Origin of the sequence: Pullulanibacillus sp. KACC 23026, from assembly GCF_029094525.1 — a bacterium.
Taxonomy (GTDB): domain Bacteria; phylum Bacillota; class Bacilli; order Bacillales; family Sporolactobacillaceae; genus KACC-23026.
Genome location: NZ_CP119107.1, coordinates 2925424 through 2945324, shown reverse-complemented (window position 1 = coordinate 2945324; position 19901 = coordinate 2925424). Strand labels below are relative to the sequence as shown.

At 41.0% G+C, this 19901-nt stretch carries 15 protein-coding genes and 1 pseudogene; 14 read left to right on the top strand and 2 right to left on the bottom strand.

The annotated features are described in order from the left end of the window. Positions 1 to 6: 6 nt before the first annotated feature. Positions 7 to 870 carry a carbohydrate ABC transporter permease gene (locus PU629_RS13550; RefSeq protein ID WP_275280599.1) on the top strand — a complete coding sequence of 288 codons (864 nt, stop codon included), beginning with the start codon at positions 7 to 9 and terminating at the stop codon, positions 868 to 870. A 66-nt stretch (positions 871 to 936) separates the two neighbouring features. After that, positions 937 to 2891, top strand: a pseudogene (locus PU629_RS13545) (glycoside hydrolase family 127 protein). 175 nt (positions 2892 to 3066) lie between these two features. On the opposite strand, the gene PU629_RS13540 reads toward PU629_RS13545, so the two are convergent. Continuing rightward, a complete protein-coding gene (locus PU629_RS13540; RefSeq protein ID WP_275280598.1) occupies positions 3067 to 4155 on the bottom strand; it encodes a GntR family transcriptional regulator in 1089 nt (362 codons plus the stop codon). Between the two features lie 321 nt (positions 4156 to 4476). On the opposite strand from PU629_RS13540, the gene PU629_RS13535 reads away from it, so the two are divergent. Genes PU629_RS13535 through araA form a run of 3 tightly spaced genes read left to right on the top strand, consistent with a single transcriptional unit; the run spans position 4477 to position 8255 of the window. After that, positions 4477 to 6099, top strand: a complete 1623-nt coding sequence (locus PU629_RS13535; protein WP_275280597.1) for a xylulokinase — start codon at positions 4477 to 4479, stop codon at positions 6097 to 6099. A gap of 1 nt (position 6100) precedes the next feature. After that, positions 6101 to 6796, top strand: coding sequence for an L-ribulose-5-phosphate 4-epimerase (locus tag PU629_RS13530; RefSeq protein WP_275280596.1), 696 nt, complete (start codon positions 6101 to 6103; stop codon positions 6794 to 6796). A gap of 34 nt (positions 6797 to 6830) precedes the next feature. Then, on the top strand, positions 6831 to 8255 hold the full coding sequence (araA, locus tag PU629_RS13525; protein ID WP_275280595.1) for an L-arabinose isomerase: 1425 nt from the start codon (positions 6831 to 6833) through the stop codon (positions 8253 to 8255). A 254-nt stretch (positions 8256 to 8509) separates the two neighbouring features. Here araA and PU629_RS13520 read toward each other — a convergent pair whose 3' ends face one another. Next, complete coding sequence (locus tag PU629_RS13520; protein WP_275280594.1) at positions 8510 to 9412, bottom strand: helix-turn-helix transcriptional regulator; 903 nt, start codon at positions 9410 to 9412, stop codon at positions 8510 to 8512. A 249-nt stretch (positions 9413 to 9661) separates the two neighbouring features. On the opposite strand from PU629_RS13520, the gene PU629_RS13515 reads away from it, so the two are divergent. The 9 genes from PU629_RS13515 to PU629_RS13480 all read left to right on the top strand — a co-directional run bounded on the left by PU629_RS13515 (position 9662) and on the right by PU629_RS13480 (position 19899). Then, on the top strand, positions 9662 to 12064 hold the full coding sequence (locus tag PU629_RS13515) for a hypothetical protein (protein ID WP_275280593.1): 2403 nt from the start codon (positions 9662 to 9664) through the stop codon (positions 12062 to 12064). 6 nt (positions 12065 to 12070) lie between these two features. Continuing rightward, positions 12071 to 13450 (top strand): glycoside-pentoside-hexuronide (GPH):cation symporter, encoded by a 1380-nt coding sequence (locus tag PU629_RS13510; RefSeq protein ID WP_275280592.1) that lies wholly within the window; start codon positions 12071 to 12073, stop codon positions 13448 to 13450. Between the two features lie 1653 nt (positions 13451 to 15103). Further along, the gene (locus PU629_RS13505; RefSeq protein ID WP_275280591.1) at positions 15104 to 15304 is read left to right on the top strand and encodes a DUF2268 domain-containing putative Zn-dependent protease; all 201 of its coding nucleotides are present in this window, start codon (positions 15104 to 15106) and stop codon (positions 15302 to 15304) included. Positions 15305 to 15475: 171 nt separating this feature from the next. Next, a complete protein-coding gene (locus PU629_RS13500; RefSeq protein WP_275280590.1) occupies positions 15476 to 15964 on the top strand; it encodes a hypothetical protein in 489 nt (162 codons plus the stop codon). Positions 15965 to 16102: 138 nt separating this feature from the next. Beyond that, positions 16103 to 16306, top strand: a complete 204-nt coding sequence (locus PU629_RS22490; RefSeq protein ID WP_343076286.1) for a cyclic-phosphate processing receiver domain-containing protein — start codon at positions 16103 to 16105, stop codon at positions 16304 to 16306. Then, complete coding sequence (locus PU629_RS22485; protein ID WP_343076318.1) at positions 16299 to 16466, top strand: hypothetical protein; 168 nt, start codon at positions 16299 to 16301, stop codon at positions 16464 to 16466. Before PU629_RS22490 ends, PU629_RS22485 begins: the two co-directional genes overlap by 8 nt. Before the next feature lie 1305 nt (positions 16467 to 17771). Then, positions 17772 to 18146, top strand: coding sequence for a hypothetical protein (locus PU629_RS13490; protein ID WP_275280589.1), 375 nt, complete (start codon positions 17772 to 17774; stop codon positions 18144 to 18146). Positions 18147 to 18158: 12 nt separating this feature from the next. After that, positions 18159 to 19091, top strand: coding sequence for a heavy metal-binding domain-containing protein (locus PU629_RS13485; protein ID WP_275280588.1), 933 nt, complete (start codon positions 18159 to 18161; stop codon positions 19089 to 19091). Beyond that, on the top strand, positions 19084 to 19899 hold the full coding sequence (locus PU629_RS13480) for a heavy metal-binding domain-containing protein (protein WP_275280587.1): 816 nt from the start codon (positions 19084 to 19086) through the stop codon (positions 19897 to 19899). The genes PU629_RS13485 and PU629_RS13480 overlap by 8 nt, the downstream gene beginning before the upstream one ends. Positions 19900 to 19901 lie beyond the last annotated feature (2 nt).

Sequence of the window (19901 nt, the reverse complement as noted above, 5' to 3'; positions counted from 1 at the left end):
TTATTTATGGCACAACAAGCTAAGCTGCGTTTGAAAAACAGTAAAAAAGTAAAAATGATTCAATATATCATTTTGATTATAGTAGCGGTATTTATGATTTTTCCAATACTTTGGATACTATCCAATTCATTAAAGACGTTAACAGGAATAAGTCAATTTCCACCAAAATTGATTCCTGATCATCCTCAATTTCAAAACTATATCGATGTTTTAAAATCAGGAAGTACACTTATTTATCTAAGAAATACAATCATATTAATTATCGGTAATACAGTAGGGACCTTAATTTCAAGTTCCATAGTGGCTTATCCATTAGCTCGAATCAAATTTATAGGTTCAAAAACGATGTTTGCGATTATTCTTGCTACGATGATGGTCCCTACGGTTACAACCATTATTCCGCAATTTATCTTGTTTAGATCGTTTGGATGGTTAAATAGCTTCTTGCCTTTAATTGTTCCAAGTTTCTTTGCTTATCCTTATAACGTGTTTCTTTTTAGACAGTTTTTTAAAACCATTCCTAAGAGTATTGATGAATCGGCTATGATTGATGGATGTAATAGATGGCAAATCTTCACAAAGATTTTAATCCCCATCTCTAAGCCTATCTTTATTACAATTGCTGTTCTTTCAGCAGTCTATTGGTGGAATGAATTGTTTACGCCATTAATCTTTATCAACTCGGATAATTTAAAACCATTAACGGTGGGTGCATTATCTTCTTTCTTTGTAAAAGGGTCAACGAACTTAACGGCATGGAATCTCCAAATGGCCTTTGCTATGATCATGGCGATTCCGCCTATGCTTCTATACTTATTTGCCTCAAAATATTTGGGTGAGGGGATTAAGACATCGGGTCTTAAAGATTAATTAATTCTCCTTATAAAGACAGAAAATCCCCTCGCTAAAGGGGTTTTTCTGCCAATATCTATAAAAATGAAGGGTTGTGAGATTGTGAAGACTTTATCGAATGTAACAAGACCTGTTAAACATGTGCTAGTTGAAGATCATTTTTGGAAGAATTATAAAGAAATTGTGGCCCATGAAGTTATTCCTTATCAATGGAAGGCATTAAATGATGAATTGCCAAATACAGAGCCCAGTCATGCGATTGAGAATTTTCGAATTGCCGCCGGCGAATCAGATGGTGAATTTTATGGGGCGGTCTTCCAAGATAGTGATGTAGCCAAGTGGTTAGAGACGGTTGCTTACAGTTTACGAGATTTCCCAAACCCGGAACTAGAGAAACGAGCCGATGAAGTCATTGATTTATTGGGAAGGGCTCAAGCCGAGGATGGCTATCTCAATACCTATTACTTATTGAAAGAACCAGACAATCGCTGGACAAATTTACGGGATAACCATGAATTGTACTGTGCCGGGCATTTTATTGAGGCGGCAGTGGCCTATTATGAAACAACCGGAAAAAGAGAGTTCCTTCAAATTATGGAGAAATTCGTGCATTTGATCAGTCGAATTTTTGGTAATGGAGAAGGACAACTAAAGGGCTATCCGGGCCATGAGGAAATTGAACTGGCCTTAGTCAAACTCTACAACGTTACTGGGAACGAGAAGTACTTAAAATTAGCACAATATTTTATTGATCAACGAGGACAAGAGCCCATTTATTTTGTGGAGGAAAGTGAAAAGAGAAAAGCGATTGATACGAAACCTTCATGGAATGACGAAAAAAATGTGAATTTTGGCTTAGGATATGACTATCAACAAGCCCATAAACCTGTAAGAGAACAGAAAGAAGCAGTTGGTCATGCTGTAAGGGCCGTTTATCTCTATATTGCAATGGCTGATTTAGCTGCCAAGACTGGTGATGAATCACTCAAACAAACCTGTGAGATTCTTTGGGATGATGTGATTAATCACAAGATGTATATTACGGCGGGAATCGGTTCAGCGGTTAACGGGGAAGCCTTTACTTGTAAGCATGATTTACCAAATGACAGCATGTATTGTGAAACATGTGCCTCGGTCGGTTTAGCTTTTTGGGCGAACCGAATAGTAAATATGCTGACGTGTTAGAAAAGGCTATTTATAATGGGACTTTAAGTGGAATGGATTTAGATGGTAAACGCTTTTTCTATGTAAACCCATTAGAAGCTAATCCCTTTCAAAAGGTAAGAAAAGATCAAGAACATGTTAAATTAGAGCGTCAGAAGTGGTTTTTCTGTGCTTGCTGCCCTCCGAATTTAGCTAGAATGATTGCTTCTGTTGAGGATCATATCTATACCCAAACGGAAAATACCTTGTACACCCATTTATATATTGCCGGTCAATTAACAACGGTTTTATCTGGAAAAGCAGTTGAAATCATTCAGTCTCATAATTTCCCATGGGACGGAGATATACAATTTTCACTGAATCTGAATGAACCTGTCCCATTCAAATTAGCGCTAAGGATTCCGGGCTGGAGTAAGACGGTTTCTGTTAAAGTGAACGGCGAAAGTGTATCGGTTGATCAGTTGCAAAAGGGGTATCTTGTCTTAGATCGGGAATGGCAATCAGGTGATACCATTTCGCTTCAATTGGATATGTCTGTTCATAGAATGAGAAGTAATCCATTAGTCTCTATGAATCAAGGGCAAATAGCGTTACAGCGCGGACCGATCGTCTATTGTATAGAAGAAATGGATAATGGCAACAATCTCGCAGCCATTCGTCTCCCTAAAGAAAGTGAAATAACGAGTGAATTTGCTTCTGATTTGCTAAATGGAGTTGTAAAACTAACAGCCGATGGATTTCGAGTGGCACCTTCTGAGAACCTTTATAGTTCTGAGCAAGCGGAGCTAATTCCGCAAAAAATCGTGGCCATCCCCTATTATGCTTGGTGTAATAGACAAAAGGGTGAGATGCGGGTCTGGATCTATGAATTGTAAACGAAATACGAGATCTCTCTAACCTTATATCTCTAAATGACTTTATAAAAATCTCTACTCCATCAACACCCTGTCAATGTAATAAAATCAAACAAGGAGGTAGATCTCACTTAGGATTTACCTCCTTTAAACGTTCATGAATATAATGGGTTTACCACTTTGGCATGGGCTTTTATTAAACGTCTAATGCTTTTACCGTTTCGCCTTCGATTAGTGTGGGCTGGTAATAGTTTTCGTTTGGGATGTCTTTCTTGCCTTGTAATTTTTTTATGACCCATTCAGCGGCATCGCGTCCCATCTGCTCTTGCGGGTGGGTCAATGTCGTGAGTTTGATATTCGCGTTTCGTGCAATATAAGAATTATCCTGGCCCACAATCGATAATTCCTCTGGCACGGAAATCTCAAGTTGTCTGCATACATTTAGTACTTCTAGTCCCACCTCATCGTTATAGCAAACGAGCGCGGTTAATTCATCTCGATGGTCGCTTAAGAACTTCCTCAAATTCGTGTTAAGATCAGCCTTTGTCTCGGTAACAAAGGTAAACACTTGATCGGGTTGAAAGCGTAATTTGGCTTCGCCGAGCGCTTTGATAAAACCTTTCATTCGGTACTTTCCTTGTAAGTCATCCATTTTTGAAATAAGGCCAATTTGCGTGTGGCCCTTTGAAATCAATTCATTTGTTGCAAGATAACTAGATTGGATATCATCGAGACAAAAGAAAGGAACATCTAATTCCTCATAATAAGCATTAATCATGATAAAGGGAACATCTTGCTCCTTAAACGACAGATAGTAGGCAATGTTGGGATTGTATAGATTGCTTTTAGTCGGTTCGATAATCAGACCATCCACGCCAAAGGCTAACATCATTTCCAAAGCCTTTTTTTCCTGCTCTACATCGTTATTGGTGCTCGCTAGCAGTAACGAATAATTATCTTCATTCAATCTCCCCTCAATTCCTCGGATAATGGAAGGAAAAATGTAATCGGAAATGTAGGTTGTGATCACGCCAATAATTTTACGACTGGCTGATCCGCTTGCTTTGGAGCGATACTGATGACTCACATAGGTCCCCGAACCTTTTTCGCTTCTTAAGAATCCTTCATTTGCAAGGTCTAGGATAGCTTTTCGGATCGTGTGCCGGCTGACCTTATATTTTTCTTGTAAAGCGAGTTCGGTAGGGATTTGCTCATCTGCACCGTATTCTCCAGAAAGGATCTTACTTTTTATATCATCAATGATGACCTGATATTTTGGCTTCATCTAAACACTTCTTTCTTAGTTGTTCGAGTTAGAGGTCGTTCATTCAAATTATTTGTATGGTCATATTTTAACACAAAATGAAAGAACACCCTAAAATAAATCATTTCCTTTATCTATCGCGTTTATTTTTGTTCGTTTGTCATACCTTGGATCTATTAAAATATAAATAATAGAGGGATATCGTGAGTTTCAGTCCGTTTATTTGTAGGTACATTTATATAAAATTATTGACATGTGTATGTACATATAATAAGGTTGTAAGTAAAGAAAGCACCTTCTTTCGACTATCGATAGTTAACCGCTATCAGAGAGGGGAACACAATGGAAGTGAATCAAGTTAACATCAAACAAGCCATTGCAGATGGCCAAACATCACTAGGAATAGAATTAGGTTCTACTCGCATTAAAGCCGTGTTGATCGATTCGAGTTTTAACACAATCGCATCAGGAGGCTATGAGTGGGAGAATCGGTTGGAAAATGGTTTCTGGACGTACAGTTTAGTGGATATAATCACGGGCTTGCAGACAGCTTATAGTGAATTGAAGCAAGAAGTGGAACGGCATTATGGGATGACCATTCGGACAATCGGTTCTATTGGAATTTCCGCCATGATGCACGGTTATATGGCTTTTGACAATACCGGCGAGCTTTTAGTGCCGTTTCGAACGTGGCGAAATACGACAACGAGCGTTGCAGCGAAAGAATTAACGGATCAATTCCAATTCAATATTCCAGAGAGGTGGAGCGTTGCTCACCTTTATCAAGCGATACTAAATGAAGAGAAGCATGTACCTCGCATTGATTTTATAACCACTTTATCTGGATTCATTCATTGGTTACTAACGGGTGAAAAAGCGATTGGAATCGGTGATGCGTCTGGCATGTTCCCAATTGATGAAATGACGCATGATTACAATGACTCGATGGTTAAGCAATTTGATGAACTTATTACGAGCAAAGCTTATCCTTGGAAGCTACGAGACATTCTCCCTAAAGTTTGTCTTTCAGGTGAGCAAGCGGGTCAATTGACCGAAATTGGGGCGAAAATTCTAGATCGCTCATTCAATCTGCAGCCTGGAATACCGCTTTGTCCGCCAGAAGGGGATGCGGGAACGGGAATGGTAGCGACAAATAGTGTTAGGAAACGGACGGGTAACGTCTCTGTTGGAACCTCCGTCTTTGCCATGATTGTCTTAGAAAAAGAACTTTCAAAGGTGTATTCGGAAATCGATATGGTTACGACACCAAACGGCAGTCCGGTTGCGATGGTTCATGCGAATAACTGTTCAAGTGATCTGAATGCTTGGATTGGATTATTCCGTGAATTCTATGAATCTATGGGACAAATGGTAGATAATGATCGCTTATTCGAAGTCCTTCTAAATAAAGCATTGGAAGCGGATCCAGATGGTGGCGGTTTGCTAAGCTATGGCTATCTTTCTGGTGAAACGATTACAGGGTTAGAAAAAGGCCGGCCGCTCTTTGTGCGCTCACCTGAAAGTCGATTTAATTTAGCCAATTTTATGCGCACTCATCTCTTTACAGCATTTGGGGCTCTGAAAATCGGAATGGACATTTTAACTAGACAAGAAAGTGTGGCAATTGATCGCATTTTAGCGCATGGCGGGTTATTTAAAACTCCATTGGTTGGGCAAAAGATAGTCGCAGCTGCGATGAATGTTCCGGTTTCCGTTATGGCGACAGCTGGAGAAGGCGGCGCTTGGGGAATGGCGATTCTCGCTTCCTACTTAATCAACCAAGCACAAAATGAGAGTTTAGAAGATTTCCTTGACCAAAGCGTTTTTAAAGAGGTTGAGGGACAAGAAATCTATCCTGATGCAGATGATGTTAAAGGATTTGAAACGTTTATCGAACGTTATACAAGAGGTCTAGTGATTGAACAGGCGGCTGTTGATCACTTAGTGGAAAATGGGAGGGACTAACATGTTAGAAAAATTGAAAGAAGAAGTGTTCCAAGCGAATCTCGACTTACCAAAACATGGACTTGTCAAATACACATGGGGGAATGCGAGTGCCATCGATCGCGACAGTGGTTTATTCGTGATCAAGCCAAGTGGTGTTGACTATGAAACGATGAAACCAAGTGATATGGTCGTGCTTGATTTGGATGGCAATGTGGTGGAAGGCGAGTTGAATCCTTCTTCAGATACCCCGACGCATGCCGTCCTTTACAAACATTTTCCAGAAATAGGCGGTATCGTGCATACCCATTCGACATGGGCAACGGTTTGGGCTCAAGCGGGCCTGGATGTACCCGCAATGGGAACCACTCATGCCGACACTTTCTATGGTTCGGTGCCTTGTGCTCGCCACTTGACGCAAGAAGAAATCGATCGCGGTTATGAGGTTGAGACGGGAAACGTTATTATTGAAACTTTTGAAGAACGCGGAATTGATATTTTAGCTGTGCCAGGTGTTCTGCTGCATGGACATGGTCCATTTACTTGGGGCAAGGATGTCAAATCGGCCGTCATGAATAGTGTTGTTTTAGATGAAGTGGCGAAATTGAATTTATTTACAAGGGAATTAAATCATTTTGCACAAGAATTGCCTCAACGGATTTTAGACAAGCATTACTTAAGAAAGCACGGAAAAAATGCTTACTATGGTCAAAAGTAATAGAACTCACTAATTTTAAGAAAAGAGGATTCATATGACAACAGTAGGAACGAAAGAATTTTGGTTTGTGGTCGGTTCACAGCATCTCTACGGGGAAGAAGCATTAGCGGAGGTCAAAGCACATGCCCAAACTATGACCGATGCCTTAAATGAAAGCGGCGTATTACCATACCCTCTTGTATTGCAGGATTTAGCGGTTACTGCAGATAAAATTACAAGCATTATGAAAGAAGTCAACTATCGTGACGAGGTAGCAGGAGTCATCACTTGGATGCATACCTTCTCACCAGCAAAAATGTGGATTCGCGGAACGAAACTCTTGCAAAAACCACTGCTTCATTTAGCGACACAATACAATGAAAGTATTCCATGGGCGACTATTGATATGGACTTTATGAACCTTAACCAGGCCGCTCATGGCGACCGTGAATATGGGTTTATTAATGCCCGTTTGAAAAAACAAAATAAAATTGTAGTGGGTTACTGGGAACGACCTGAAGTGCAACAACAAATTGCGGATTGGATGGACGTCGCAGTCGCTTATAATGAAAGCTTCGCGATCAAAGTAGCCCGCTTTGGTGACAACATGCGCAATGTTGGAGTAACTGAAGGGGATAAGGTTGAAGCCCAAATTCAATTTGGCTGGACTGTGGACTATTTTGGTATTGGTGACCTTGTTCAATACGTGAATGCCGTTAAGGACGAAGAAATCGATGATCTATTCGGTGAATACGCTGAACTCTATGATTTTGATTATGGCACATACAGCAAGGAAGATTGGGAAGCTAGTGTAAAAGTTCAAGCAAGCTATGAAATCGCGATCAAACGTTTCCTTGATGATGGTGGTTATAATGCCTTTACGACGAACTTCGAAGACTTATATGGTATGAAACAGCTTCCGGGTCTTGCTGTCCAGCGCTTGATGGCACAAGGATACGGCTTTGCAGGTGAAGGAGATTGGAAGACAGCGGCACTCGATCGCTTGTTAAAAGTGATGAGCCATAATCAATCCACTGGTTTTATGGAAGATTATACTTATGAATTAGCTCCTGGCAAAGAATCTGTTCTTCAATCCCATATGCTCGAAGTGGATCCAACTCTTGCAAGCAACAAGCCGAAAATTATCGTTTCTCCATTAGGTATTGGTAATCGAGAAGATCCAGCACGTTTAGTGTTCGACGGTCAAGCTGGAGAGGGTGTCGTCGTTTCGATGGCTGACTTTGGGACTCATTATAAGCTGTTGATCAATGAGGTAACGGCCTTTGAGCCAACTGTTCCGGCTCCAAATCTTCCAGTTGCCCGCGTCCTTTGGAATGTGAAGCCAAACTTCCAAGATGGCGTAAAAGCTTGGATTGAGAATGGCGGCGGCCACCATACTGTTGTATCATTAAACTTAACAACGGACCAAATTGTAAGCTATGCCAAACTCGTTGACTTAGAATACGTCATTATCAAATAACTAAATTCAAAAGCCCTGAGAGAGACGACGTTCTCACTCAGGGCTTTAATTATGTAAAGGGTGCGCGATAGGAACCCAATGAGCCACAAAAACAGGAAATAGCGTAGTCTCGTTACCATTAAACAGGTCGGCGTAACGAGACTACGCTATGCCGCTCAAATCAGCTCGAAATGAGACTCTTTCCGCGAAATAGCGAACCTACGTTACTACTAACCTCAAAATAAGCCTCAAAAACAGGAAATAACGAATCGTCATTACCGCAGGAGTGAAACGCGAGAACCGTCCCCGCGTTTCAAATCCCTCAAATGTTTTTTTCGGTAGTTGAGGGGGGACATGCCATAGGTTTTTTTGAAGGCACTTGAAAAATAGGGGCCGACGCTGAATCCGCATTGTTCGGCGATCGATTGGATGGGGTCATCCGTTTTCAGCAGTAAAATTCTAGATTGCTCGAGACGATAGGTATTTAAATACTCAAGGGCTGTCACTTTATAAAATTTTTTCATATATTTAGCAATTGTATTTTCGTGAACATTGAATTGTTCGGCTAATGTTGTGCTCGTGATAGGTTGATGGTAATGATCTCTTATATACCGGGCAATTTTTTCAGACAGAATGTAACCCGTATCCTTGGCCATTCCTTGATACTCCAGGACATTGATGAGTGAGAAGAAGTGGATTTGGATGTCCCAGAATGATAATTCCTTATTGGCATTTGTCGTAGCCAACAAGAGTTGATCGATTTTTTTGTAAATTTCCTCGTCATCTACTAATTTACAATGCTTTTGTAAGCGAAGGGTATAACTGTGATTATGAAAATGTAGAGAAGGGATCGGGATGCTTGAGGCTAATTTTCTTGGTCCGTCTCCTTCTGAATAATAACTATTGGTGTAGAAATGGAGCCAATAGAATTCCGTTTCTTCATCAACAGGTTTTGTCGAATAATGGTGCTTCATAGGCAGCAAAACTAACATTTCATTTGGATCAATCGTAAACGGTTTCTCATCCTCCGTCATGTAAAGTATTCCTTTTTTTACAAAAATAAGATCGAAATACTCCAAATCGCTTCGATCCGGATGAGAGGTGCCTCGTTCAAATGTTGTGAGATTTCCTTCAATAAAAATAGGGAAGGGTGGGACGGCGATTGACACGATTTCCATATGATTAACCTCTACTTTCTTGAGTTTTCACTCCCATGGTTTTTTACAGCTTCATCACAAACTTATAACCGTGTGAAATATCTTAAAATGTGATTAAAATTCTTTATTTTCATTCTTTGTCGAATTTGATATATTTTAGTAAGTCCAATGGAAACGTTTTTTCTTAATTATATCAATAAAAGGCCTTGTTATGGTATTTTTTATTAACCGTTTTCTTCTTTGGAAATTCATAAATGAGGAGGCGTTTTTTTGGAGAATAAACGATTCAAATTACAGCTTTCTCCGAGTGGAAATTTAACAAATTTAGTATTAAAAGAAGATGCTCACCAAATGAACTGGGTGATCGATACGCCTTATTTGGATGATTGCGGTTATGATGAAAGCGATAAATTGTTTGGAAACTTCTCTCTTAAAGTAAAAGGGGAGGTCTTAATAAGCTCAGACGTGATCCCGACAATTGTAGAAGATGTGGGGACGGCGACTGTCAGTTATGTGTTCGAGAAATTAGAAGTCATTATGAACTATGATCTCTCGCAATCAGATGATCGTGTCGCATGGACGATCACTCTGAAAAGCCGAACAGTGGAAGATTTAGAGATTACCGATTTTGCGATATGGTCGTCATTCTCTTATGTAATGTATCGAATTAATGATCTCGATTTGCAAACCAATCATTCTGCTTCTGTCAATCCGAGCATTTCAGAACATTTTTCAAAGATTGCCTGTGTCCGCAGAAGCAATGAGGCACCCCACTTAGGGATGTATCAAACAAAAGGACAAACGTTATCGGTAGGAAGTTATTGCGCGTATAAAAATCTCTTTTTCGAAAGCGTTTCCCCCTCGTTAGATGGATTGCTTTTCCATCAATTAATTTTAGCAGGGGGATACCCCGAAAACTTTGAGAATGCGGATTGGATCTATGAGAAAAAAGGGTTTGTTCTTCCGGGTCTAGGCGAAAAAGAGTGGGGATATGCCTTTGAACCCTTTAAGAATCAACAAGATTTCCATTCTATTGGACTAACAAACTATGGGCATCCTAGTTTTGATTTCGAACCGCTTGCGATCCTAGATCAACCTTATGTGTTAGCATTCGAGCTTCCAGAAGGTAGACAGCTGACCGATGCTTATATGGACTATTTAGATATAGATGGTAAAAGAAAACGAGAAAACCTCTTGACTAAAATTAAACTTGAAACCAATCACTATCAGGCTGACCTAGACTTCACGTTGCCTGGGGAAACAAAGATCACAATCGAGTTAGATAATGAGTTTTATGATAGTGTTGTCCTAAATGTCATGGAACCCATTAAGAAGACCCTTGATCATCGTGTCCGCTATATTAGTGATGTTTTATTTAATGGAGAGAACAGCGACACGCCTTATAGCTATTCCCCGATTTCTAACCAGGGTGAATCGTTGGGGAAATTAAGTTTAGTGTTGAAAACGAATTTGCTGGGGGAGACGAATGTAGAGGCAGTACAAAAAGTTGAAGCAAGTTGTGTCTACTATATTCGTCAAAAGTGGTTTGAAAACGGTGATTTTACAAAACCAACTAAGTTGTATGGGGAATTTTATCGCTGTATGGATTTTGAGTATATGGCGCATGTCTTTTACCTCCTCTCAAAGTTCCAGGAGGATGTTTTACAACTCAATCATCCGGATACTTACTTGGCCTGGGCTGCTGACGTCTTTTCTTTACGGGTGAATCCTGATTTACATGATAACGCTCGGGGAAAAGAAGAGGCTCAAATGTTAGGCGTGTTTTTCTTATATATCGATGACTTGTTAGAGGAGCTTCGAAGTCGTGGTTTAACGGAGAAATATGATGAAATTAGTGTCTTATGGTCAAGGATCGCAGAGAACGTCGCAACTGACAGCAAAACCTACAAAGCGGCAGTGACCGAGCATTTCTTTGATAATGCTGGATTTGGTCCGGCAGCTGGAGCTTTAGCAAGTACGCATCATTTAGAGGGAGCCAAAAGGTATGGGGAATTAGTCCTTGCGAATATTGGATTCTCAAATGACTTCCGTGCGCAAAGCCCGGACCGCTGGTGGGAAGCGTTGTCTTATATGATTCATTCGTTATGGGGAGGCGTTACCGCGGCGGCCTGTCTTAAAGCCTATGAAGCTCTAAAGGATAGCCGATATTTAAAAGCGGCTTATCGAGCTACGGTCGGCATTCTTTATTGCTATGATACGAACGCCAAAGCGACGGATACGAAGCTCGCAAGTGGTGAGGCCGCTTCAACGTACAGTATCGCCGGACCGCATATTAATCGCCCGGACTTGTCCCGAAACCGATTTGGCCAATCGACTTTCTTTAGAGACGGTGGTATCTTTTCCCGCTTATTTACGAAAGAAGAAGAAACGGCGGATTGGGATATGGGAGAAGAGTTGGTTGCCTATTTAGATGGATTTGGAAGAAAGACATTCCTTTACGAAGAATCGGGAACCATCTTTATTGTAAACGGTTCAATCGAAGAGACAGACGAAGGCCTTTTAATTACAAGCTATGCGCCTTTTCCGACTGACTATCATTTCTATGATCGAGAGTTGCATTTTGTTTCGAAAAATGGAGAACTCGTTCCACAGATATTACTAGCTGATGGCGCATTTAAACCGAAAAAAGAACCGTTACTTACAAAGGAGTGAGATCAAATGGCAGGAAACACAGCTTACAAATTGGATGCCGAGATAAATAATGTTATTGAAGAGAAGAACGCTAAATTGCCGTTAAAACGTGTGCTCGCTTATGCGAGTACGGATTCGGCTGGGAATTTACTCTATTGTACACTTACTAGTTTTATTATGTATTTTTATACAGATGTTTTTGGCATATCGATCGCCTCAGCCGGATTAATTTTGTTAATTGCCCGTTTCTTTGACGCTTTGGATGCCCCTGTTTGGGGATTTGTCCTTGACCATACGAAAACAAAATGGGGAAAGAGCCGTCCGTATTGGTTATGGCTATCCGTTCCTTTTGGGCTAATGGTGTTTTTAGCTTTCTTCGCCCCCCATTTATCACCAAGTGCAAAAGTAGTCTATGCCTTAATGACCTACATTCTTTCTGGAGTGGTCTACACAGGTATTGGATCACCCATCACGGCTATTTTGCCGAATTTAACGACGAATTCGACCGAGCGTGTTCGCTTAAATTCCTGGAGAAGTAATGGAGGGATGATTGGATATCTCATTACAGCTTCATTTACATTGCCACTTGTCTCGTTTTTCGGTAAAGGAAACAATATATTAGGGTTTCGAGTGACCGTCGGCATTTATGCGGTGATCGCGATTTTCTTACTTCTCTTTGCTTTCTCGGGGACGAGAGAACTCAATACAAAAAGTATTAAATCGATCCCAATTAGCCAAAGCTTAAAAGCCGTTAAAGGAAATTGGCCTTGGATCACCCTTGTTCTTGCCTTTATCTTCTATTGGTTAGGGAATACGGCTAGAACGTCAACGGTCATTTATTATTCCGAATACAATCTTCATAATAAAGGCTTAGCTTCCGTTTTAAATGGACTTGTCGTTTTTCAAATGCTGTCAATAACACTTCTTCCGTTCATTGTTAAGCGATTTCTGAAAACGCATACCCAGATCATCGGATTTGCCATTGCCGCCATAGGTCAAATGATCATTGCTTTTTCTGGAAACAGTGCTTCAATGGTCATCTTTGGATGGATTGTCGCATCAATCGGTACCGGAATTGCTGTTACACTTCCGTTTGCCATGTTGTCTGATACCGTCGACTATGGAGAATGGAAAACAGGGATTCGCGCGAACGGCTTCTTAACCGCTATCGGCAGCTCGTTCTGTATCAAAATTGGCTCGGGATTAGGCAGTTTTATACCATCGATCATTATGGAAAGAGCAGGTTACGCCGCCAATCATGCACAATCAGCAGCCTCATTAGCCGGGATTAAATTCTGCTTCACCTGGCTTCCGGCCATCTTCTTCCTAGTAGGCGCCATCATCATGATCAACTACACCCGATACGAACGAAACGAAGCAAACGTCCGCAACCAATTGCAAGGATGAAACGCGGGGACGGATCTCTCGTTTCACTGAAGCCTTTGAAACGCGGGGACGGTTCTCTCGTTTCACTGAAGCCTTTGAAACGGGGGAACGGATCTTCCGTTTCACTGAAGCCTTTGAAACGGGGGGACGGATCTTCCGTTTCACTGAAGCCTTTGAAACGCGGGGACGGATCTTCCGTTTCACTGAAGCCTTTGAAACGCGGGGAAGGATCTCTCGTTTCACTGAAGCCTTTGAAACGCGGGGAAGGATCCCTCGTTTTACTGAATGAAGCCTGATTCGAGTTATTAATAAGTCAATGCGATTTCGCAAAGAGGAAATTTTACCGGTTGCTTGACGAATAACCTTCCGTCTGCTGGATAAATAAGAGGAAACGGACTATCCAGAGTTCGTGCAGGTTTGGGGTCTCGAGCTAAGCCACTAGAAAAACTGAATACAACGTCTAATGCAGGATACTCATCACAAAGTGAAGGGTGTCCTGTTTTATTGTGGAAATTATAAAATTCTCTACTTGTGGATAACTCATCATTAAAACACTTCCTTTTAGTGCGAAAATAACCTCGCTTTCCGCGGGCATGGCCTCAGGGCTTTCTTGGGAATTGATTACTTGTTTTCTCAAGTGGATCTTCGGACACGCGCATTCACGCATTTAAAATTGAAAACAGTGATTTACCTTAACGGGTCCTGTTTTGAGTACAAGTTCATAAAAAGCATTTGAAAAGGGACATTTAATCGTATATGAATTGTATGTCCCTTTTATTGATATAAAGGCGTTTTAAATAAAAAAGGAGGACTTTTGATAGATTAATTGCACATAAAGTAGTAACAAAACATAAGTTTCAGGGGGAATAAGCGGAGGTTTTCCGGTTAAGCAGGGCAAAACGACTCCCATCCACGCTTTAAATAGGGTTGAGAGCAGGCAAGAAGGGCGTTCATCGAGGGGGTGAACGCCAAAAAGAGGGAGTGAGGCAGCTGTAAGGGTGTTCATCGAGGGGATGAACGCCAAAAAGAGGGGGTGAGGCAGCTGTAAGGGTGTTCATCGAGGGGATGAACGCCAAAATAGGGCTGAGAGCAGGCAAGAAAGGCGTTCATCGAGGGGATGAACGCCAAAAAGAGGGAGTGAGGCATCCGGAAAGGCGTTCATTGAGGGGATGAACGCCAAAATGCGTGGAAGAGGCAACTGTAAGGGCGTTCATCGAGGGAATGAACGCCAAAATAGGATTGAGAGTAGGCAAGAAAGGCGTTCATCAAGGGGATGAACGCCAAAAAGAGGGAGTGAGGCAGCTGTAAGGGTGTTCATCGAGGGGATGAACGCCAAAAAGAGGGAGTGAGGCAGCTGTAAGGGTGTTCATCAAGGGGATGAACGCCAAAATAGGGTTGAGAGCAGGTAAGAAAGACGTTCATCGAGGGGATGAACGCCAAAAAGAGGGAGTGAGGCAGCTGTAAGGGTGTTCATCAAGGGGATGAACGCCAAAATAGGGTTGAGAGCAGGTAAGAAAGGCGTTCATCGAGGGGATGAACGCCAAAAAGAGGGAGTGAGGCAGCTGTAAGGGTGTTCATCGAGGGGATGAACGCCAAAATAGGGTTGAGAGTAGGCAAGAAAGGCGTTCATCGAAGGGATGAACGCCAAAAAGAGGGAGTGAGGCAGAAGAGAAATTGTGGGAAGAAGCCTTCAAGCAACAAATCAAGTTTAAAGGGGAACAGACTGATTTATATATGTTTGGAGATGAGGAACAAGAAATCCCTCTTTGGGCTGGTTATTCTTTAGGCCACTATTTGGTAAAGTGGTATCTCGATAACAATGATAATTCAATTAAGCAACTATTATTGTTGTCTAGTGAGGCATTTTTGGACTAATCCATATTTTCAAAACATTACACTGCATTGAATAAAAATTTCTATATAGAACACAAAAACGCACCGTGAATAACGGTACTTTTTTTATGGATTGAGCAAGTTTTTCGGATTATGCTTCTGTGCTAATTGAGATACCAAAGAATATGTTATATTGAAAAAGGGGAGTAACTTATGACCACGAAAGACATGCTAGTATTTCTTAGCTTATTAGGGATCATTGGGGTTGTGTGCATTTTGATAGTCGAGTACCCAAGAATCCAAAACATAGGAAACCCATACGCTTCAGAAGGGTATCTATCACAAAGTGATCAATTCGATCAAGATATAGACGATTATGAAACCCATCACGTTAGTAAAGGGACTTGGGAAGTGTTTGTGGCGCATGGTACATTGACATCAGGCATAGGGTGGTTTAAAAAAGAAAGTCCAGTGGTCTTCACTCAAGTTCACTACTTAGGAAAGCGACCTGTCAAACAGGTCATGATAAAATTTGGCGGTCAAACGATTAAAGAACCTGAAATAGGCAGCGGTGTATCCATCGGCTTTGATGTTCATTCCTCCCGCATTCCACCAGACATGACTCTATCTTGGGATGACGGGAAACGCGAAACAATAAAATTAAGCGCACCATCCATAACGGAATTGGATGCATTAAATTAAAGCCCACCTTTTGAATAAGTAAAAATTAGTTAAAACCACGACTTGGTTAAATGTCCCACAATAGGTTTTATTTAGTGCCCTGAAATAAGGTCGTTTTGTGGTAAAATGAGTCTAAAAATAAATGGGAGCGTTACCCAAATGACTAATGAAACTATAAATCTATATGTAGATGATTTAAGGGATTGCCCTGATGGATATATAGTTGCAAGAAACATTCAAGAAGCAATACATTATATGGAAAAATTTAAGGTTCACATACTCTCTTTAGACCACGATTTAGGCGAGGATTATGATGGGAACTTGCTACCAACTGGATATGATTTAGTAAAAATACATCTGTGAAAATGGGTTATATGCCAATAAAATCTATATTCATACAGATAATGTTGTTGGAAGAGAAAATATGTACCATACTCTAATAGCTGCACAAAAAAGAGGGTTTATAGACGGTGATATTGAGATATATCATTATTCAATAACTCCCAATAAATACTCGGGATAGGCAAGTTATATCAAGTTAAAGGCTTTAAAGAGAAGACGCTCAGATTTAATTTGAGCGTCTTCTAATAATTTTGTGCCAAATAGAGGTCATTTAGCCAATTTTTATTTTTTTTCAAATCACCTTTTCAATGTCAATTTCTTTGTTATTTAACCAAGATGCACCTCAAAACGGAACCCTTTGGTTAATAAGTTAACGGGTTGTACTTGTGAGGTGCAAAACTCTAATTATCACCTTAAATCACACTACTATTCACAATCACAGAAAGAAAGTAAAGTGAACGTTAAAACAACCGAATCTTTTGAGATTCGGTTTAATTATTTTCATAAAAGGCAATCGATTACCTATTTCATTAAATGGCTAAAGCGAACGTTCTAAATAGGCGGAAAAATTCCGCTTATTTAGAAATCAACATTGAAAATAGCTAAAATAGACGGAGAAATTCCGACTATTGACTCGAAAAACATGAAAATGGGTCAATTCTTTTTGTTTAAACGGAAAAACTCCGCTTATTTACGACGAACTGAACGCTACTTTGGTTGATAACGGAAAAATCTCCGCTTATTTCAACGATCACAGGTGCGGCTAAAATTTCTTGTTAACCATTACAGTCCGTTTTTTACTTTAAGAACAATTCGATAATCCAACTTCTATTTTAACATATTTATCCAAATGCCTTGGTAATCCCCCTACCTTTCACTTGCTCAATCACCGGTTAATTCACACACCTCCAATAATTATTTCCACCCATGTAAATTAAACTGTGATTTGAAATGGTCAATCAACATTGATATTACAATAAAAATCGCACGTGCGATTTACCTTGATAGTTAATTGTTTGCACCTCTGAAGTGAACCCGTTATTAATAAGTAGGTCGTTTTTTTTTTTTATTTCCCTATAACCTTTAAAAAAGTAAGTAGTTAATCCTATTTCTTGAAGTCTCGCCCCTGGAGATTGCGTAACTATCCTTATTCCATAATATGGAAACCAGCAAGTCGATCAATTCTAAAGGAAATGAAGCTTCAAGAAGGATTGGCTAGGCAGACACTCCTATATAGAAAAGCTTTCCTTATCTTATCATTTTTCGAATCCCTTCTGAGACAGCGCCACTTAAATTTTTTCTAAAAAAGGTTTACTTAAACAGATGTTCTTTAAATAGAATTTTATGGATGGGTAAAATCGCTGGCTCAGCTTTCGCATCATTTGGGGAGGTTGTGATGAAGTAAGAGCTTCTCTCTGTGGTGGATGTGGGCGTTGCGGTGACAGTCGTTTCGATTCACATAGCTCGTTTCTGTGGAGGTGAATGCATGGAGTTTGATCTATCGGCGGCGATCTGGAGAAAGGGGTTAACGGACGAAAAAGCGTTTATTGCCGCATTAGCAGAACGTTTATCACAGGCATTGCCTGGTAAAGTGAGGGTGGAGAAAAAGAAAAAATTGTTCTCAAAGGATGGTTATGTGTCGCTGATTGAAGTGGTTTTTGAAGACGAGCATTTTATTATCCAATTCCATCCCCAGCATGGTGTAACGGCTGAAAAAGCAAAAGTGGTACGGGAGGTTCGGTTAAAATCAGACCGCGTCGAGCTCGATGAATGGTTATCTGCTTTATCAGCTGAAATTGAGGGATACGCAGAGAAACATCGTGATATCCGCTCTTCCTTGGAACGATTTTTATTAAATTAAAGGGGAAATCGTATGTGGTTCCGGAAAAAGAAGGATGAAGGGAAAGAGCAGCGCGAACAAAATGAAAGACGTTCCATTGAAACCCAAGAAGCGCTAGAAAAAGGTCATTTGCCCCGTTATGTCTTGAATCGGCTCCATGAACAAAAAGAAGGCAGCCTGCCATGGACCAGCAACTTAAGTGTCAATGACTGGCTCCTTTTGAAACAATACGGCATCCAACCTGTTGGGCAAGTGATGGGAAGCAGTTATTATCACATGGCCTATTCCATGTCCAATTATTCAGGTCAGTGGGGTTCCGGACATTTGCAAGATATGGAGTATGCGCTCCGAGAGAACAGGGAATTAGCGCTTCAGCGATTAGTGATGGAAGCACAGGCATTAGGCGCACAAGCCGTCGTCGATGTGAGGCTTTATCAAAATAAACAGGACTATTACTCTCACGCTATTGAGTTTGTTGCGATCGGGACAGCCGTTCGCATCGACAGCACAGTTCCAGTAAAAGAACCCGTCTTATGCAGTGTGAGTGCTATGGAATTAGCCAAACTGATGAGTTCGGGGATGTTTCCGGTTGGTTATGTGTTAGGGGTTTCCGTTTATTATCAATACACAAGTGTACGTGACCGAAACATCACTCGATCTTGGTTCGTTGGCAATACGGAAATGACCACTTATACAGAAGCGGTTTATAGGGTCCGGCATCAGGCGGTTAGAGACATGAAGGATCAAGCCAAGAAAGTATCAGCACAGGGAATTTTAGCCCGTGAGACCGAGTTAACCGTCATCCCCATTGAAGTGGAGCGGTCAGAAAACGATGAGAGGGAGGATCATATTCTCGAATTCATCGCCTCTGGCACCGCCGTCATCGAATTTTCAACGAAGCCACTGCCAATGATTCAGTTAGGCCTTTCGTTAAGTGATCATAAAGGGGGAATTATTGATGTCTGAAAAATACGAAGATCTGCCGGAGCATGCTTTAGAACGTCTGCATGCCTTACGCTCTAAAGGAAATCCAGAAGGGGTTTTTACCTCCGACTTATCCGTGAATGAATTTTTGCTCATTCGTGAAGCTGGATTTGAGCCGATTGGGTTAGTGGTGGGGTCGTCGATCTATCATATCGGTTATCAACAATCGAGCTGGAAGAAAAATGAAGAAATGAATGTGTTAACCCAAGCCATGTATCATGCGAGAGAACTGGCGATGACAAGAATGGAAGAAGAAGCAGAAGAACTGGGTGCGGATGGAGTGGTGGGTGTTCGGCTGATCGTCAATCGTTATGAATGGGGAGAAAACATGGCTGAATTTATGGCGATTGGGACGGCTGTTTCCTCAAGGGATCCGAATCAAAATTTTAAAACCTTTAAAGGGATGCCATTTACCTCTGATTTATCGGGTCAGGACTTTTGGACGTTGCTGAAATCAGGATATCGCCCTCTTTCCATGGTGATGGGAAATTGTGTGTATCATGTTGCCCATCAATCGTTACGGCAAGCTTTCTCTCAATTTGGGCGCAACCAAGAACAGTTAAATTTTACTCAGGCCTTGTATGACGCAAGGGAGCTTGCTATGGAACGCATGCAACAAGAGGCACACGCTGAACAAGCAGAAGGCATTGTCGGTGTCCAGCTCGATGAAAGGTCACACGGCTGGGGGTCGCACGTTATTGAGTTTTTTGCAATCGGAACATCAATCGCGCCAATCGACGGTGAGCATATAATGCCAACACCAAACTTATTTTTATCCTTAAATGATTAAAA

What these genes read in the sequence shown, in the direction of transcription:
- PU629_RS13550 (WP_275280599.1), top strand. Translation starts at nt 7, where the DNA reads ATGGCACAACAAGCTAAGCTGCGTTTGAAAAACAGTAAAAAAGTAAAA.
- PU629_RS13540 (WP_275280598.1), bottom strand. Translation starts at nt 4,155, where the DNA reads ATGAAGCCAAAATATCAGGTCATCATTGATGATATAAAAAGTAAGATC.
- PU629_RS13535 (WP_275280597.1), top strand. Translation starts at nt 4,477, where the DNA reads ATGGAAGTGAATCAAGTTAACATCAAACAAGCCATTGCAGATGGCCAA.
- PU629_RS13530 (WP_275280596.1), top strand. Translation starts at nt 6,101, where the DNA reads ATGTTAGAAAAATTGAAAGAAGAAGTGTTCCAAGCGAATCTCGACTTA.
- araA (WP_275280595.1), top strand. Translation starts at nt 6,831, where the DNA reads ATGACAACAGTAGGAACGAAAGAATTTTGGTTTGTGGTCGGTTCACAG.
- PU629_RS13520 (WP_275280594.1), bottom strand. Translation starts at nt 9,412, where the DNA reads ATGGAAATCGTGTCAATCGCCGTCCCACCCTTCCCTATTTTTATTGAA.
- PU629_RS13510 (WP_275280592.1), top strand. Translation starts at nt 12,071, where the DNA reads ATGGCAGGAAACACAGCTTACAAATTGGATGCCGAGATAAATAATGTT.
- PU629_RS13500 (WP_275280590.1), top strand. Translation starts at nt 15,476, where the DNA reads ATGACCACGAAAGACATGCTAGTATTTCTTAGCTTATTAGGGATCATT.
- PU629_RS22490 (WP_343076286.1), top strand. Translation starts at nt 16,103, where the DNA reads ATGACTAATGAAACTATAAATCTATATGTAGATGATTTAAGGGATTGC.
- PU629_RS13490 (WP_275280589.1), top strand. Translation starts at nt 17,772, where the DNA reads ATGGAGTTTGATCTATCGGCGGCGATCTGGAGAAAGGGGTTAACGGAC.
- PU629_RS13485 (WP_275280588.1), top strand. Translation starts at nt 18,159, where the DNA reads ATGTGGTTCCGGAAAAAGAAGGATGAAGGGAAAGAGCAGCGCGAACAA.
- PU629_RS13480 (WP_275280587.1), top strand. Translation starts at nt 19,084, where the DNA reads ATGTCTGAAAAATACGAAGATCTGCCGGAGCATGCTTTAGAACGTCTG.